General features: G+C 69.2%; 13 protein-coding genes and 1 pseudogene. 5 read left to right on the top strand and 9 right to left on the bottom strand.

Features of this window, described 5'->3' with window-relative positions:
* The 3 genes and pseudogenes from G6019_RS00850 to sucC form a co-directional block, all read right to left on the bottom strand.
* Nucleotides 1-593, bottom strand: a pseudogene (locus G6019_RS00850) (DUF6350 family protein); the annotation flags it as partial.
* A gap of 125 nt (nucleotides 594-718) precedes the next feature.
* Nucleotides 719-1,621, bottom strand: a complete 903-nt coding sequence (gene sucD, locus G6019_RS00845) for a succinate--CoA ligase subunit alpha (RefSeq protein WP_182613686.1) — start codon at nucleotides 1,619-1,621, stop codon at nucleotides 719-721.
* Nucleotides 1,622-1,642: 21 nt separating this feature from the next.
* Nucleotides 1,643-2,809, bottom strand: a complete 1,167-nt coding sequence (gene sucC, locus G6019_RS00840) for an ADP-forming succinate--CoA ligase subunit beta (RefSeq protein WP_107756994.1) — start codon at nucleotides 2,807-2,809, stop codon at nucleotides 1,643-1,645.
* Between the two features lie 483 nt (nucleotides 2,810-3,292).
* On the opposite strand from sucC, the gene G6019_RS00835 reads away from it, so the two are divergent.
* A complete protein-coding gene (locus G6019_RS00835) occupies nucleotides 3,293-4,003 on the top strand; it encodes a M23 family metallopeptidase (RefSeq protein WP_231750312.1) in 711 nt (236 codons plus the stop codon).
* Nucleotides 4,004-4,067: 64 nt separating this feature from the next.
* On the opposite strand, the gene G6019_RS00830 is transcribed toward G6019_RS00835, so the two are convergent.
* Nucleotides 4,068-6,542: a UvrD-helicase domain-containing protein gene (locus tag G6019_RS00830; protein ID WP_182613685.1), complete on the bottom strand. Its 2,475-nt coding sequence runs from the start codon at nucleotides 6,540-6,542 to the stop codon at nucleotides 4,068-4,070.
* 40 nt (nucleotides 6,543-6,582) lie between these two features.
* Nucleotides 6,583-8,007, bottom strand: coding sequence for an alanine/glycine:cation symporter family protein (locus G6019_RS00825; protein ID WP_439822623.1), 1,425 nt, complete (start codon nucleotides 8,005-8,007; stop codon nucleotides 6,583-6,585).
* 58 nt (nucleotides 8,008-8,065) lie between these two features.
* On the opposite strand from G6019_RS00825, the gene G6019_RS00820 reads away from it, so the two are divergent.
* Nucleotides 8,066-8,344 (top strand): chorismate mutase, encoded by a 279-nt coding sequence (locus G6019_RS00820; protein ID WP_107756998.1) that lies wholly within the window; start codon nucleotides 8,066-8,068, stop codon nucleotides 8,342-8,344.
* Here G6019_RS00820 and G6019_RS00815 read toward each other — a convergent pair.
* Nucleotides 8,253-8,993, bottom strand: coding sequence for a DUF5701 family protein (locus G6019_RS00815; protein WP_228548998.1), 741 nt, complete (start codon nucleotides 8,991-8,993; stop codon nucleotides 8,253-8,255). The genes G6019_RS00820 and G6019_RS00815 overlap by 92 nt on opposite strands.
* A 105-nt stretch (nucleotides 8,994-9,098) precedes the next feature.
* On the opposite strand from G6019_RS00815, the gene pgi reads away from it, so the two are divergent.
* The 3 genes from pgi (at nucleotide 9,099) to G6019_RS00800 (ending at nucleotide 13,212) form a co-directional block, all read left to right on the top strand.
* Nucleotides 9,099-10,745: a glucose-6-phosphate isomerase gene (gene pgi / locus G6019_RS00810; protein ID WP_107756999.1), complete on the top strand. Its 1,647-nt coding sequence runs from the start codon at nucleotides 9,099-9,101 to the stop codon at nucleotides 10,743-10,745.
* Nucleotides 10,746-10,810: 65 nt separating this feature from the next.
* Nucleotides 10,811-11,404: a dihydrofolate reductase family protein gene (locus G6019_RS00805; protein ID WP_182613684.1), complete on the top strand. Its 594-nt coding sequence runs from the start codon at nucleotides 10,811-10,813 to the stop codon at nucleotides 11,402-11,404.
* A gap of 170 nt (nucleotides 11,405-11,574) precedes the next feature.
* Nucleotides 11,575-13,212, top strand: coding sequence for an HNH endonuclease signature motif containing protein (locus tag G6019_RS00800; RefSeq protein WP_182613683.1), 1,638 nt, complete (start codon nucleotides 11,575-11,577; stop codon nucleotides 13,210-13,212).
* Between the two features lie 4 nt (nucleotides 13,213-13,216).
* On the opposite strand, the gene G6019_RS00795 is transcribed toward G6019_RS00800, so the two are convergent.
* From G6019_RS00795 to G6019_RS00785, 3 genes are all read right to left on the bottom strand, one after another.
* Nucleotides 13,217-13,972, bottom strand: a complete 756-nt coding sequence (locus tag G6019_RS00795) for an SDR family oxidoreductase (protein WP_182613682.1) — start codon at nucleotides 13,970-13,972, stop codon at nucleotides 13,217-13,219.
* Nucleotides 13,969-14,844: a DNA-formamidopyrimidine glycosylase family protein gene (locus G6019_RS00790; RefSeq protein ID WP_182613681.1), complete on the bottom strand. Its 876-nt coding sequence runs from the start codon at nucleotides 14,842-14,844 to the stop codon at nucleotides 13,969-13,971. Before G6019_RS00790 ends, G6019_RS00795 begins: the two co-directional genes overlap by 4 nt.
* Before the next feature lie 72 nt (nucleotides 14,845-14,916).
* Entirely contained in the window at nucleotides 14,917-15,813 is an 897-nt protein-coding gene (locus G6019_RS00785) for a cation diffusion facilitator family transporter (RefSeq protein ID WP_107758171.1), read from the bottom strand.
* Nucleotides 15,814-15,962 lie beyond the last annotated feature (149 nt).

The raw sequence follows: 15,962 nt of genomic DNA, 5'->3' as shown, positions 1-15,962 counted from the left end.
TCCGCCACGAACGCCGCGCCGAGATGGATCCCGCCGCGCACCCACACCGGCAGGACTTCCCGCAGGTCCCGCCGGAAGTAGAGCCAGACGCCCAGCCCCGATCCGAACAGCGCCACCGCCGCCGTCCACAGCAGCGCCGCCGTCGGGGAGGACTCCCTCACGGCGAAGTCCGAGCCGGCGGAGCCGACCAACAGGGTCGCCAACCCCGTCATCAGTAACCCCGCCAGTGTCACCCCCGCCACGGCCGCGCCGGCCTCGCGCGCCCCCGGCTCCTCGACGTCGCCCAGGACGGCGCGGGTCTGCCGGGCCAACACCGCCACGTAGATCAACGGCGGCAACAGGGGCAGAAAGCCCAGGGACACCTCGTCCACGGTGAGGGGCACCCTGTTGACCACCAACCACTCCACGGCCACCACGGCGAACAGTGAGTCGAACCCCCGGGCGCTGAACACAAGCACGGCCAGGGTGAGCGCCGTCAGCACCAGCACGGAGACGATGACGGGCAGCGCGGCGGCGGCCGCCGTCCACAACAACGATCGGGCACCCGCCGGGGTCCGTCTCGCGGCGGGCCGGATGACACGTGGAGGGCTCACGCTGCCACCGTAGAGAACCGTCCACCCGCGGTACCCCCGGCACGCCGCGACCCCCGGCATCCGGGGATGGCGGGGGTCGGGTGGCGCATGCTCGCGGCGGTCCCTGCAGGACCACCACGAACGGATCACATGGCGTCGAGGAGCTCCTTGGCGAGCTGCGCGGTCTCGGACGGCGTCTTGCCGACCTTGACTCCTGCGGCCTCCAGGGCCTCCTTCTTGGCCTGAGCGGTGCCCGCGGAGCCGGAGACGATGGCGCCGGCGTGGCCCATCGTCTTGCCCTCGGGGGCGGTGAAGCCCGCCACGTAGCCGACGACCGGCTTGGTGACGTTGGCCTTGATGTAGTCGGCAGCCCGCTCCTCGGCGTCGCCGCCGATCTCGCCGATCATCACGATGACCTTGGTCTCCGGGTCGTTCTCGAAGGCCTCGATGCAGTCGATGTGGGTCGTGCCGATGATCGGGTCGCCACCGATGCCGATGGCGGTCGAGAAGCCGTAGTCGGCGAGCTCGTACATCATCTGGTAGGTCAGGGTGCCCGACTTGGACACGAGCCCGACCGGGCCCTTGCCCGCGATGTTGGCCGGGGTGATGCCGACCAGCGACTCGCCCGGTGTGATGATGCCCGGGCAGTTGGGTCCGATGATCCGGGTCTTGCCACCCTTGGCGAGGTTGTAGTTCCACGCGGTGGCGGTGTCCAGCACGGGGGCGCCCTCGGTGATGACCACGGCGAGCGGGATCTCCGCGTCCACGGCCTCGATGATGGCGTCCTTGGTGAAGGGCGGCGGGACGAACAGGATCGTCACGTCCGCACCGGTGGCCTCCATGGCCTCGGCGACGCCGCCGAAGACCGGCAGTTCCACGTCGTTGCCTTTCGCGTCCTTGTGGGACACGGTGGTGCCGGCCTTGCGGGCGTTGACGCCGCCGACGATCTGGGTGCCGGCCGCGAGCATGCGGGCGGTGTGCTTGCTGCCCTCGCCACCGGTGATGCCCTGGACGATGACCTTGCTGTCCTTGTTGAGGAAGATCGACATGTGTGTGAGGTCCTCTGCTTCTTACTTGGCGGCCAGCTCGGCGGCCTTGTCGGCGCCGGAGTCCATGTTGTCGGCCAGGGTGACGAGCGGGTGGTTCGCGTCGGCGAGGATCTTGCGACCCTCCTCGACGTTGTTGCCGTCTAGACGGACGACGAGCGGCTTGTTGGCCTCGTCGCCGAGGATCTCCAGAGCCTTGACGATGCCGTTCGCGACGGCGTCGCAGGCGGTGATGCCGCCGAAGACGTTGACGAACACGCTCTTGACCTGCTCGTCGCCGAGGATGACGTCGAGACCGTTGGCCATGACCTCGGCCGAGGCACCGCCGCCGATGTCGAGGAAGTTGGCGGGCTTGACGCCACCGTGGCTCTCGCCCGCGTACGCGACGACGTCGAGGGTCGACATGACCAGACCGGCACCGTTACCGATGATGCCGACCTGCCCGTCGAGCTTGACGTAGTTGAGGTCGTTCTCCGCGGCCTTCTGCTCGAGCGGATCCGTGGTGCCCGCGTCGGAGAAGTCCTCGAAGGACTCCTTGTGGCGGAACTCCGCGTTCTCGTCGAGGGTGACCTTGCCGTCGAGCGCCAGGATCTCGTCGTTCGGGGTGCGGACGAGCGGGTTCACCTCGACCAGCGTGGCGTCCTCCTTGACGAACACCTCGTAGAGCTTGGCGATCGTCACCGCAGCGGCGTCGAGCACCTCCTCCGGGAGGTGGCCGGCCTTCGCGATCTCGCGGGCCTTGGCCTCGTCGACGCCGACCGTGGGATCGATGTTGATCCGGGCGAGGCGGTCCGGGGACTCCTCGGCGACCTGCTCGATCTCGACGCCACCCTCGACCGAACACATGGCCAGGTAGTTGCGGTTCGCGCGATCGAGGAGGAAGGAGATGTAGTACTCCTCGGCGATGTCGCTGGCCTCGGCGACGAGCAGCTTCTTGACGATGTGGCCCTTGATGTCCAGGCCCAGGATGTCCTCGGCCCGGGCGCGGGCCTCCTTGGCGTCCTCCGCCAGCTTGACGCCGCCGGCCTTGCCACGGCCTCCGACCTTCACCTGTGCCTTGACGACGACAGGCTTGCCGATCTCGGCCGCGACCTTCTCGGCCTCCTCCGCGGTGTCCGCAACGCGCCCCGGGGTGGTGGGCACGTCATGCTTCGCGAAAAGAGCCTTTGCCTGGTATTCAAAGAGATCCATCAGCTCACCATCTTGACGTGGGTAGATTCGCCCGGCCCTGTTGTAAAGCCGAGTCCTTCCTCATCCTAGGCGCGGGGTGTGTCGCCCGTCGCACCCTGGGGGTGACCGTGTGTGCCCGGTCACACGAGCGCGCGGCCACGGAGGCACCGTGACCACCACTCGAGACCCGAGCATTAACTCCAAACCCCTTGACCACTGGAGTCACACCGGTGTGATCCACCCCTCCCTCGCCAGCCGGGTGTGACCTTGCGGCGCCGTTGCCGGTCCGTTACCTTGGGGGGCGTCTTGATCACGGAAAGATCACAGCACGACCTCAGAGGGGAAACGCCACCGGTGAAGAACGAGTCGCAGCACGTACCACCCGCGACTCCTGTCGTCGTACCCGCATCCGGTGCACACGCGGGAGGACGTCACCGCCTCCCCTCGCCCCCCCACGCACTGCGTGGTCGCGCCGCCGTTCTGGCCGTCGCCGCCGGTGCCGCCGTGTCGGCAGCCTCTGCGGGCTCGGTCATGGACGTCGTGGGCACCCACTCCGCCGAGGCGGGCGACATCGCCCTCCTCGCCAACGGCGAGGCTGCCCCGGCGACCGGCGCGCCCGACGCTCCGTCATCCTCCACTCCCGCGACACCCTCCCTCCCCGAGCCCGTGGTCGTCTCGGCCCTCGACTCGGCAGCCGAGAACGCGCAGTCGGCCATGCTCTACGCCGGCACGGAGATCAACACCCAGCGTGAGATCGCCGAAGAGCAGGCCCGGCGTCCGAAGGTGGCTCTTCCCGCCGAGGGAACCTTCACCTCGGGTTTCGGCATGCGGTGGGGCGCGATGCACGCGGGGATCGACATCGCCAACTCCAACGGCACGCCGATCCTCGCGGCCACCGACGGAGTGGTGATCGATTCCGGCCCCGCTCAAGGGTTCGGGAACTGGATCCGGATCATGTCCGACGACGGCACGATGACCGTCTACGGACACATGGAGTCACTCGACGTCCGTGAGGGGGAGCGCGTCTACGCCGGTCAGCGGATCGCCGGCATGGGCAACATGGGCTTCTCGACGGGCTCCCACCTGCATTTCGAGGTGCTGCTCAACAACGGGTCCCAGCACGTCGACCCCGTCATCTGGTTGGCCCAGCACGGCATCTACCTCGCGGGCGCAGGAAGCGTGGAGGGTTCGAGCTCCATCCCCTTCGGCAGCTGACCCCGCGGCAGTAGACCCCCGGGGCAGTTGACCTCGGGGCAGCCGGCCCCCGGCAGGTCCCCCACTAGAGCTTCTGCATCGGGACTCCCCCGATCAGCATCAGTCGCACCGTCCCCGACGCGCCGAAGTCGATCGTCGCCGTCGCACGCGGACCGCTCCCGTCGCACGTGAGCACCTTGCCGAGCCCGTACTTGTCGTGCGTCACCCGATCCCCCGGCGCCAATTCCATGGTGGGCGCGGAGGACTTCGCCCTGGGGATCCCGGACGAGCGTCCGCCACCGGAGCCGAACCCGCCACCGGAACCGTAGCCACCCCCTGCACCGCCACCACCGAATCGGCGTCGCGGCGCGTACGAGTCGGAATCGCCGAACCCTCCGCCGCCGACCGGTTCCTCGCGTTGCCACTCGATCGCCTCGGAGGGGATCTCCTCGAGGAAGCGAGACCCGGGATTGGTCATGGGCTGGCCCCACGACGAACGCATCATCGCGCGGGTCAGGTAGAGACGCGTGCGGGCGCGGGTGATGCCCACGTATGCCAACCGCCGCTCCTCGGACAGCTCCGCCGGATCCCCGAGGGCACGCATGTGCGGGAACAGGCCGTCCTCCATCCCGACGAGGAACACCACCGGGAACTCGAGGCCCTTGGCGGTGTGGAGGGTCATGAGGGTGACCTGCCCCTGGTCCTGATCGGGGATCTGGTCGGCGTCCGCCACCAGCGAGACCCGCTCGAGGAAGGCCGCCAGCGAACCCGGCTCGGCGAGGCCCTCGTCCAGATCGGCCTCGCGGTCGCCGAAACCCAGCTCCCGCGCAGACCGCTGGAGCGCGGCCTCGGAGGAGAACTCCCGGCCCACACCCACCAGCTCGTTGAGGTTGTCCAACCGCGCCGCGTCCTGCGGGTCGTTGGAGGCCTCCAACTCGGCGCGGTACCCGGTGCGCTCCAGTACGGCTTCGACCAGGGCGCCGACGTCGGGGGCCGAATCCTCGCCTCCGGGGTGGTCTGAGCCGGCCATGCCCCCACGCAGCTCATCGAGCAGCGAGACGAACCCCGCGATCGCCTTGGCCGATCGCGTCGGCAGCAGCGCCACCCTGCCCTCGGCGGCGTCCCGCAGGGCTTCTCCGAAGCCGATGGCCCGCTGTTCGGCGTGGACCACCACACAGGCCTCCGCGCGGTCGCCGATCCCCCGCCGCGGCGTGTTGAGGATGCGGCGCAGAGCCACCGTGTCGTCCGGGTTGGCGAGCACCTTGAGGTAGGCGACCACGTCGCGCACCTCCTTGCGCTCGTAGAACCGGGTGCCCCCGACGACCTTGTAGGGCAGTCCCAGGCGGACGAACACGTCCTCGATCACACGGGAGGAGTTGTTCGTCCGGTAGAACACCGCCACGTCGGAATACCCGGCCACCCCGGAGTCCACGAGCCGGTCGATCTCCCCGGCGATGAACCGCGCCTCGTCGTGTTCATTGTCCGCCACGTATCCCACGAGCAACTCGCCGGTTCCCTCGTCGGTCCAGAGGTTCTTCTCCCTCCGGCCCGGGTTGCGGGAGATCACGGCGTTGGCGGCGGAGAGAATCGTCTGGGTCGAGCGGTAGTTCTGTTCCAGCAGGATTGATCGGGCGTCCGGGTAGTCGTGCTCGAAGTCCTCGATGTTGCGGATGGTGGCCCCGCGGAAGGCGTAGATGGACTGGTCGGCGTCTCCCACCACGCAGAGTTCGGCCGGTGCGACCCCGGCCGCGGCGTCGTCACCGGCCCCCGCCGCCCCGCCGACCAGAGTGCGGACGAGGATGTACTGGGCGTGGTTGGTGTCCTGGTACTCGTCCACCATGACGTGGCGGAACCGGCGCCGGTAGTAGGCCGCCACCTCCGGGTGCGACCGAAGCAGCGCCACGGTCTCCCCGATCAGGTCGTCGAAGTCGAAGGCGTTGGCCGCCTGTAGCCGCGCCTGGTACTCGGTGAACACCGCCGCGACCGTCTGCCCGGTCCGGTCCGAGTCCTCCAGCGCACGATCCATGGCCTCCGACGGCTCACGGAGTTCGTTCTTGTGGTTCGAGATGGCCGCGGCGAGCATCCGCGGCGTGAACTTCTTGATGTCGAGGTTCTGCTCCTTGGCGATCATGCCGAGCAGGCGACGGGAATCGTCCGAATCGTAGATCGTGAAGTTGGAATTGCGGGTACCCAGGAGCGCGGACTGGGCGCGCAGGATCCGCACGCAGATCGAGTGGAACGTGGCCACCCACATCCGCTCGGCGTGGGAACCCACCAGGCCGGAGACCCGCTCCCGCATCTCCGCGGCGGCCTTGTTGGTGAACGTGATGGCGAGGATCTGCCCCGGGTGCGCGCCCCCCTCGGCCAGCAGGTAGGCGATCCGCCTGGTCAGCACGCTGGTCTTACCCGAGCCCGCGCCGGCCACGATCAACAACGGGCCGCCGCGGTGCGTGACCGCGGCGACCTGCTGTGGGTTGAGCCCGTCGAGGAGGGGCGAATCGACAGAGGTGCGGCTGGCTGGAGCTGAAACGCTGGCTGGAGCGGAGGCGGAGTGGGTCATCGTGGTGTCCAATCTACCCACCCGCTCCGACAGCCCGATCTCAGCGCGGGCGGTCCCCCATGAACTCCTCGACCTGCGCTGCCGTCGCCGTCAGAGTCGGATCGTTGTCCAGGTAGTGCTTCGTCTCGCGGACGATGAGACCGGAGAGGACCAGGAGTCCGATGAGGTTCGGGATGGCCATCAGGCCGTTCATCACGTCGGCGAAGTTCCACACAACCTCGAGCTCGACGACCGCACCCACGAACACCACGCACGTGAAGACCATCCGGTAGGGAATGACCCCCCCGGCGCCCACGAGTCGCTCGACACACCGCTCGCCGTAGTACGACCAGCCGAGGATCGTCGAGAAGGCGAAGAACGCGATCGCCACCGCCACGAGCTTGTCGCCGTACGGCATCGCCTCGGCGAACGCGTCGGCGGTCATGGTGCCGGCCGTGTCACTCCCCCGCTCCCACACCCCGGAGGTGACGATCACCAGGCCGGTGAAGGTGACGACGATGATGGTGTCGATGAAGGTCTGGGTCATGGACACCAGGCCCTGACGGGTCGGGTGGGTGGTCTTGGCCGCGGCGGCCGCGATGGCCGCGGAGCCCATACCGGACTCGTTGGAGAAGATGCCCCGCGCCACGCCCATCTGGATGGCGTACATGATCGCGGCACCGGCGAAGCCACCCACCGCGGACGTGCCGGTGAAGGCCTCGGTGAAGATCTGCCCGAACGCCCCGGGGATCGCGTCGGCGTTGAGCACAAGGACGACCATCCCGCCGAGCAGGTACAGCACGATCATCAGGGGGACGAACCCTGCCGTGACCCGGCCGATGGACTTGATGCCGCCGAGAAGGACCGCACCGGTGAGGACGAACAGGATCACGCCGGAGGCCACGACGGGGATGCCGAAGGAGTTGTCGAGCTGGGCCGCCACCGCGTTGCCCTGCGTCATGTTTCCGATGCCGAAGCTCGCCAGGACCGCGAACACCGCGAAGACGAGAGACAGGACGAGTCCCACCCGGGCGCCGGTCCGGCCGAACAGATCGGCGAATCCCCGGTGGAGGTAGTACTGCGGACCACCGGACTGCTCGCCACGGGCGTCGGTCACGCGGTACCGCACCCCCAGGAAGGCCTCCGAATACTTGGAGGCCATTCCCACGAGGGCGGTGACCCACATCCAGAAGAGCGCGCCGGGCCCGCCCAGGGAGATCGCCGTCGCGACACCGACGATGTTGCCCACGCCGACCGTCGCGGCGAGCGCGGTGGTCAACGCCTGGTACTGGCTGATGTCACCCGCGCCGCCGTCGTCCCGGCGCCGGAGCAGCCCCAGGTTGAGCGCGGGGCCCAGTTTGCGGAACTGGATCGCGCGCAGCCTGATCGTGAGGAACAGGCCGGTGCCGAGCAGCAGCGGGATGAGGACGAATGGTCCCCAGATCACGGATCCGATGTCCGCGAGAAGCGTGTTCAAGTTGTCCACGGGCGGCAACATTAGACTGTCCTGAGGGTCCAGCGGAAGAGAGTGGGATGATTACGACATGAACCCTGACCCCGCCGGCACGGACGATCCGTTGTCCGAGGCCCAGATCCAGGAGCTCCGTCTGGAGATCGACCGGTTGGACGCAGAGATCCTGGACGCGATAGTCCGCCGCAGCGAGATATCCAAGCGCATCGGCCGCACGCGGATGAAGTCCGGCGGCACCAAGCTGGTCCACACCCGCGAACTCAAGGTCTACGAGCGCTTCTCTTCCCTCGGCCAGGAGGGGCAGACCCTCGCGGGGATGCTCCTGCGCCTGGGTCGCGGGCGACTGGGCTGAGACCCGGACCGACGCGTCCGGCGGTGGAGGCGAACCCCAACCACGTGTGGTGGTTGTTCGCCCAGCACCAGCCCACCTTCGGGGCCCCCTTGCTCTCCCGACCGTCGCGGCCCGTCCCCCCGCTGATCCACAGTGCCGGGGTCCGGGCGTCCAGCGCTCCGTCGGCCTTGCGCTTCCGCGACCCGATGCACATGAAGCACCTGCCGGGTTCGAGCATCTCCGGCTGTTGGAGCAGCCAGCTCACCCCCTCGGAGATGGTCAGCGGAGTGCGCCCCCGCCGGGCGAACTCGGCGTGCGCGTCGGTCGGGGTCCAGCCCAGCATGTCGTCGTCACGTGTCACGTCATCGACCAGGTAGAGCGGGGCGTCCGGCACCCGGACGTCGTCGGTCGGTGTGAACTCGGCCAGGTCGGACATGTCGACCACGACGAAACCGGCCCTACCCTCACGTCGCAGCAGGCTCACGAGTTGAGCGGTGGGAACTAACGAGGGGTGGACCGCCAGCACCGGCCTTCCCACGGCCACGTCGGCGGGGAGTGACGCGGCGTGCTCCCGCAGCCGCCCGGCGGTGATCCCGGCGAGCCCGGGCACGCCCAGCTCGACCAGTCGTTCCACCTGGGGCGAGACGGAGGAGTCGGACGGAGGAGTCATGGGGGTCACGTGTGTGGAACGGACAACGCGGCCCCCGTATTCCCGACTAGCCTCGCATACGGACGGCGGGCGACCCCCGGGCGGCGAGACTGGGCAGGAGCGGTTATGACGGACATCAGCACGACCCCGCAGTGGTCGGACATCGAGGGCCTCGTTCCGATGATCGGTGGCGTGACCCTCCGCGAGTTGTTCGCCGCCGACCCGGAGCGGGGTCGCCGCATGACGGTCACCGCGGGCGACCTACACATCGATCTGTCCAAGCACCTGGTCACCGACGAGGTCATGAGCGCGCTGACCGAGCTGGCCCACGCCGCCCGTCTGCCGGCGCAGCGGGCCGCGATGTTCCGGGGTGACCGGATCAACACGACCGAGGACCGATCCGTCCTCCACACCGCGCTCCGTCTCCCCGCCGACGCCGAGCTCGTCGTCGACGGACGGGACGTGGTGGCCGACGTCCACGGGGTCCTCACCCGGATGGCCGATTTCGCCGAGCGGGTCCGCTCCGGCGAATGGACGGGGCACACGGGGGCGCGGATCGACACCGTGGTCAACATCGGCATCGGGGGCTCGGACCTCGGTCCCGTGATGGTCGACAGGGCCCTGCGCCACCTGCAGACCGCGGGCGTCCGCGCACGCTATGTCTCCAACGTGGACCCTGCGGACCTCTCGGACGTGCTCTCCGAGGTCGACCCCGCCACCACTCTCGTGGTCGTGGCCTCCAAGACCTTCACCACGCAGGAGACCATGGCCAACGCCCATGCCGCGCGCCGGCACTTCGTCGAGGCGCTCGGGTCACAGGACGCGATCGCGTCCCACTTCGTGGCGGTGTCGACCGCCACCGAGAAGGTGGCCGACTTCGGGATCGCGGCGGAGAACATGTTCGAGTTCTGGGACTGGGTCGGGGGCCGGTACTCGGTGTCGTCGGCGATCGGCCTGTCGGTGATGATCACGGTGGGACCGGCGGCATTCGTGGAGCTGCTCGAGGGCTTCCACACCATGGACCTGCACTTCGCGACCGAGGCACCCGAGCACAACGCGCCGGTCCTCATGGCCCTGCTCGGCATCTGGTACACCTGCTTCCTCGGAGCCCAGTCCAAGGCCGTGATCCCCTACGCCCAAGGGCTTCTCCGCTTCCCCGCCTACCTGCAGCAGCTCACCATGGAGTCCCTCGGCAAGTCGGTCCGGCTCGACGGCTCCGACGTCTCCTACCCCACCGGTGAGGTCTACTGGGGCGAGCCCGGCACCAACGGCCAGCACGCCTTCTTCCAGCTCCTGCATCAGGGCACCCAGCTCGTCCCGGTGGACTTCATCGGTATCGCCCGCCCGGTGACGGACCTGCCCGCCGCGGACGGCGCCGGCTCGATGCACGACATGCTCGTTGCCAACCTCTTCGCCCAGTCCCGCGTGCTGGCGTTCGGCAAGACCGAGGAGGAGGTGCTCGCGGAGGGGGTCGACCCCGAGCTCGCGCCCCACAAGGTCATGCCCGGCAACCGGCCGTCCACCACGATCCTCGCCCCGTCGCTCTCACCCGGGGTCCTCGGCCAGCTCATCGCGCTGTACGAACACGTGGTGTTCACCCAGGCCGCCGTGCTGGGCATCAACGCCTTCGACCAGTGGGGGGTCGAGCTGGGTAAGGCGCAGGCCGGCGAGCTCCTGCGGGCTCTGACCGCCGAGAGGCACCCGGGAGACGGTTTCGATTCCTCGACGGATTCTCTCGTGGAGATCTACCGCGAGGCCCGCGGTCGCCGCTGAGTCGGCCCTCCTCGCCCACGAAGGGCTCGTAACCGGGTGTCGTACCCCGGTGCGATCATTCCCGCATGAGCACCGTCTACTGCACCGCCACCAGCCTCGACGGGTACATCGCCGACGACGAGGAGAGCCTCTCCTGGCTGTTCGCGACCTCCGGCGGGGCAGATCCCACAGGTGGCACACCGACCGAGCCCGACCCCGCGCTCCCCGCCCTCCACTTCGACCGCTTCTATTCCGGCGTCGGTTCACTCGTCTGCGGGGTCAACACGTTCGAGTGGGTGCGCCGCGACCTCACGAAGGACGGCCGACCGTTCGTCTGGCCCTACTCCGTGCCGAGCTGGGTCGTCACCCACCGCGATCTCGATCCCGTCGACGGAGTCGAGTTCGTCGCCGGTGACGTCGGCGATCTGCACCCCCTCCTGGTCGATGCCGCCGGCGGCGGGGATGTCTGGGTGGTCGGTGGTGGCGACCTCGCGGGCCAGTTCGCCGACCGGGGGTTGCTCGACCGGGTCTGGATCCACCAGTGTCCGGTCGTCCTCGGTTCCGGGCGTCCCCTGCTGCCCCGCCGGCTCCGTCTTCGCCGTCGGCAGCTCGAGGCGCAGGGCCAGTTCACAGCGATGCTGTTCGACGTGGTGGGCCCCGAGGCGCGCCCCACCCGCTGACCGGGCCGCCTACCGGGCCGTAGCGCTGACCTGCGTGCACGCCTGCGTTCTCGCCTGCCCGAGTCTCGGCGATGACCAGTCCACACCCCTTGAACATTCGAACCTGTGTGCGTAGTATCGAACGTACATTCGATAGGCGTCGGACACTCGATGGTGACGGGGGGTGCGGTATGGACGGCGACGAGAACCCGTTCACGGGCAGCGCTTCCCTCGGCTCCTCCGGAGTCGATCCGCTGACCAGGTTGACCACCTCGGTTCGTGCCGGCTGGGAGGCGGAGAACCGGGCCGCTGCCCGGCGATTGTCGGCCTGCTACGACCTGCTGCTGGAGTGCCTGCGCCGCGACCACTCGGGCGCCGGCCCGGAGTCCCCGCCCGGCCACGCGGTGGTCGACCCGTTCGATGTGGCCACCGGGTACGTGGTGGCAGCGATGGCCGTCTCCACCCTGCGGGCCGAATCGATGGTCTCCTTCGCCGCGGACCTGCACCAGCGCTACCCCGCCGTCCTCGCAGCCCTGGCCTCAGGGCGCCTGGACCAGCGCGCCGCCGAACTGCTGGCCCGCCAGATGGCCACCGTCGATCCCTCGGTCCTCCCGCAGGTTCAACAGGATGTCGTCGACGACTACCTGGCCGCGATCGAGGCCGGCGAACGCCTCGGGGCGCGAGCGATTCGCGATGCGGTGGACGCGGTCATCGCCCGACACGACGCCGACGGCATCCGCAGGCGCAAGGAGGACGCCAGCCGTGCCCGCGGAGTGCGCATCAACAAGGGCGCCGACGGCATGTCCACCGTGTCGGCCATCCTTGCCACCGAAGAGGCGGCGGTCCTCGCCGAGGCGATCGACCAGCGCGCTGCCGAACACGCCGCCGCCGAAGCCGCCGCCGCCACCACCGAGGGGACCGGCCAGCCGGACCCGGACTACTACTACTCCAAGGCCGAACGCCGCGCGGACGCGCTGCTGTCACTCGTGTGTGGCGACAGCCCGCAGCCCGGCAGTTCGGACCATCCCGTGTCGCCGCTGCGACCCAAGGTCACCGTGATCGCTCCCGGCAACACCGGCGCGGACAACCCCGGTGCCGACGGCGACGGGGTGCGGGTGGAGTTCACCCGGACGGGCGAGGCCGCGCTTCAGGCTCTGCTGGACATGCTGAACATCAGCGACGGTGCCAGCGTCGAGAAGGTCGACCCCCGCATCGGTGCCGCCGACGACGCCGGCCGCGGCCTCAAGTACCGGCCCGGAGCCGAGTTGGCACGCCGCATCAGGCTGCGCGACGGAACCTGCCGCCACCCCGGGTGTGCGGTTCCAGCCGATGATTGTGACATCGATCATGTCCGACCGTTCGACCACGCCGACCCTGCCCGGGGCGGGCCGACCGAAGAGCACAACCTCATGTGTCTGTGTCGGCGTCACCACCGGTTCAAGACCTTTTCCGACTGGATCTACAACCTGGAGCCCGAGGGAGGTCTCACCGTCGTCACCCCCGATGGGGCGACCATGACGACCCGACCCTCCGGGCCGCTCGGGGCCTACCGCCGCGAGCAGGCCCGCGCGGAGTCCCAGGCCTGGAATAGGCAACAGCAGCGAAACCCGGACCCGACCACCACAGGCGGTGAAGCACGGCCGGAGCCCACTTATTGGTCTCGCCGAGCGCTCCGCCTGAACGCCGAGCGCGCCCGCGCACATGGATCGGCGGACACCCGCTTCGTCGACCACGGTCGCTGGTGGCGGCGGAACGCGCCCGTGGTCAGCACGGTCGAGGACGAGGTCCGGGCCCTACTCGACGACCTCCTCAGCCCGCCGCCCTTCTAGCAGGTCAGACGAACCTGCGGCTGATCTTCTCCGGCAGGAGTGTCAACAGGGGACCGATCGCCTTCCAGGGCTTGGCGGGGACGAGTGCCCGAGTGGGCTCGGCGTCGATCGTCCTCACCAGCGCGTCGACGCCCTCGTCGAATTCGGTCATCAGTGAGGTCTTGACCGAGCGGTTGATGTCGGTGCGGATGTACCCGGGGAGGATGTCGGTGACCTTGATGCGGCTGCCCGCGCTGTCGAGTTCGGCGTGCAGGCCCTGCGCCAGCGAGGACACGAACGCCTTGGTGGCGCCGTAGGTGTTCTGGGCCTTGGGCATACCGCGCAGGGAGCTCACGGACGAGATGAACACCAGGTGCCCCTCACCCCTCTTGTTCATGAGCTCCATCGCGGCCTCGGCCTGGTTGAGGGTGCCGATCACGTTGACCATCGCGGTCTCGCGATTGGCGTGCGCCTTGCCGGTGCCGATGGACGCCCCCTTCCCGAGTCCGGCGTTGAGGACAAAGCGGTCGATGCCTCCGAGCTCCGCGTCGAGCTCACCGAACACCCGCTCCACCGCGTCGCCATCAGCCACGTCGAGTTCGCGGACCGCTACCGTGATCGAGGGGTTGGCGGCCACGAGCTCGGCGCGGAGCTCCTCGAGGCGGTCGAGGCGGCGGGCGCACAGCGCCAGGCTCTTGCCCTGCGCGGCCCAGCGACGGGCCATACCCTCGCCGAGACCCGCGCTGGCTCCGGTGATCAGAATCGTGTTGCGGTCGGTCACAGGTTCTCCTCCGTTGGCGATGGCCCCAGTGTGGCACGCCCCGGTTGGCACGACGGGCAGCGGTAGGCGATGCGATCGAGCGAATCGCTCGGTTCATCGGGGTCGGCGAGACCACCCAGTCGGAACGTCTCCACCTGGGTCCCACACCTGCGGCAGGGTTTGCCGTCCCGCCCGTACACCCACAGCTCCCTCCCGCGGCGCGTGTCGCCGGTCGTGACCCGGACGGAGCGGTCGGCATTGGCGAGGAGCATCCGCCGGGCGAGGACCACCACCGCGCGCAGATCCGGCACCGCCTCGACGGGCTCCCTCGGGTCGAGGCCTCGCAGAAAGCAGAGCTCGGCGCGGTAGACGGTGCCGATCCCGGCGAGATTCCTCTGGTCCAACAGTGCCTCCCCGATCGTCCGGGTGGGCCGCTCACCGATTCGCCTGATCACCTCCGCGACGCTGGCGTCCGGGTCCCAGTCCCGCCCCAGGAGATCGGGGCCGAGGTGGTCGACCGCCCGATCGGCCTCGGACGGGTCCAGTGCGCGCAGCACTCCGAGTTCGGTGCCCACCACCTCGACGTCACCCGCACGCAGAAGCAGCCGGACGGTGTGCGCGGGGAACCGCCACCGCTCTCCCGCACGATGGATGTGGATGCGGCCCTCCATCTTCAGGTGGATGTGCAGGGTGACGGGGTCCCGACCCTGCGCGTCGGGGCCGACGACGACGAAGAGGTGCTTGCCGCGGGACCGGGCGGTGACCACGGCCCTGCCCCGCAGGTCCACCGCTGCGAATCGGGGGACTCGCAGCTCGGACTTGTCGAGGGTCCGTCCGGCCAACGCCCGGTCGACCCGCTTGGCCACCCTGTAAACGGAATCACCCTCCGGCACCGTCGCCCCCTCTGTCCACTGTGTCTGCTCTGTCCACTGTGTCTGCCCTGGCCGCTCTCCGAATCGCCGAGTTCACCATCCCAGAGCGCGGCACTCCACGACGCCGGCGGTCTCGATCTGGACTGTCGCGTGCTCGATTCCGTGGGCTTCCCGCAGGACGCGCCGCGCCTCCTCAAGGATTCCGGCGTGCTGCGCCCCGGGGGCGATCACCAGGTGGACCGTCCCGACATCCATTCCGGAGGTCAGGGTCCACAGATGCAGGTCGTGCACCCCCTCCACGCCGGGCACCGACGCGAGTTCGGACTCCACCGCAGCGGGGTCGACCCCGGCGGGCGCGTGCTGGGCCAGCACCGCGACGACCTGTCGACCGAGGATCACCGCTCGGATGACGATGAACGCGGCGATCGCCACGGCCACCACGAGATCCCACACGGTCGATCCGGTGGCCCGGATGAGCAGCGCGGCCGCGATCACCCCCACCGATCCGGCCGCGTCGGCCAGGACCTCGAGATACGCGCCGCGGACCGCGAGGCTCTCCGATGAACCGCTGCGCAGCAGGAGTAGCGAGACGACGTTGACGACCAGTCCCATCGCACCCACGATCAGCATGGTCCCGGTGGCGACGTGCGCGTCCGAACCCAACCGGCTGAACGCCTCGACCAGGACGTACACGCCCATTCCGCCCATGATGAGGACCGCGAGCGCGGAGGCGAAGATCTCCACCCGATAGTGGCCGAACGTCCGTCGGCCGGAGCGGTCCGGACGCGAAGCGATCACCGTGGCCGCGAGCACTGCGCCCAGCGCCACCACGTCCGCCCCCATGTGGCCGGCATCGGAGAGTAGCGCCAGGGAGCCGGAGATGACGCCGGCGATCAGCTCGACGACGAAGAACACCGAGGTCAGAGCAAAGGCGCACGCCAGCCTCACCCGGTAGCGAGCCCCGGCGTGGCCGGACGGTTGCGTGCTCACCGAGCCGTGCGTGTGGGCGGAGCCGTGCGCGTCGGCGGGGCCGCGGGTGTGGGCGGAGCCGCGGGTGTGGCTTCCGTGTGAGTGCCCTATCCCCATTCCAACGCCCCTCTCTATATATGCATTGATGCGCATATCTTAACTCGTTGGCG

Origin of the sequence: Dietzia sp. DQ12-76, assembly GCF_014145045.1 — a bacterium.
GTDB lineage: Bacteria > Actinomycetota > Actinomycetes > Mycobacteriales > Mycobacteriaceae > Dietzia.
Note: the sequence above shows the minus strand (reverse complement) of the source record. Positions and strands in the feature narration are given on the sequence as shown.

Bases quoted from the DNA above. Each gene is read 5' to 3' on its own strand.
- G6019_RS00815 (WP_228548998.1), bottom strand. From the start codon at position 8,993: ATGACTCCTCCGTCCGACTCCTCCGTCTCGCCCCAGGTGGAACGACTG.
- G6019_RS00820 (WP_107756998.1), top strand. From the start codon at position 8,066: ATGAACCCTGACCCCGCCGGCACGGACGATCCGTTGTCCGAGGCCCAG.
- G6019_RS00805 (WP_182613684.1), top strand. From the start codon at position 10,811: ATGAGCACCGTCTACTGCACCGCCACCAGCCTCGACGGGTACATCGCC.
- G6019_RS00800 (WP_182613683.1), top strand. From the start codon at position 11,575: ATGGACGGCGACGAGAACCCGTTCACGGGCAGCGCTTCCCTCGGCTCC.
- G6019_RS00830 (WP_182613685.1), bottom strand. From the start codon at position 6,542: ATGACCCACTCCGCCTCCGCTCCAGCCAGCGTTTCAGCTCCAGCCAGC.
- pgi (WP_107756999.1), top strand. From the start codon at position 9,099: ATGACGGACATCAGCACGACCCCGCAGTGGTCGGACATCGAGGGCCTC.
- sucC (WP_107756994.1), bottom strand. From the start codon at position 2,809: ATGGATCTCTTTGAATACCAGGCAAAGGCTCTTTTCGCGAAGCATGAC.
- sucD (WP_182613686.1), bottom strand. From the start codon at position 1,621: ATGTCGATCTTCCTCAACAAGGACAGCAAGGTCATCGTCCAGGGCATC.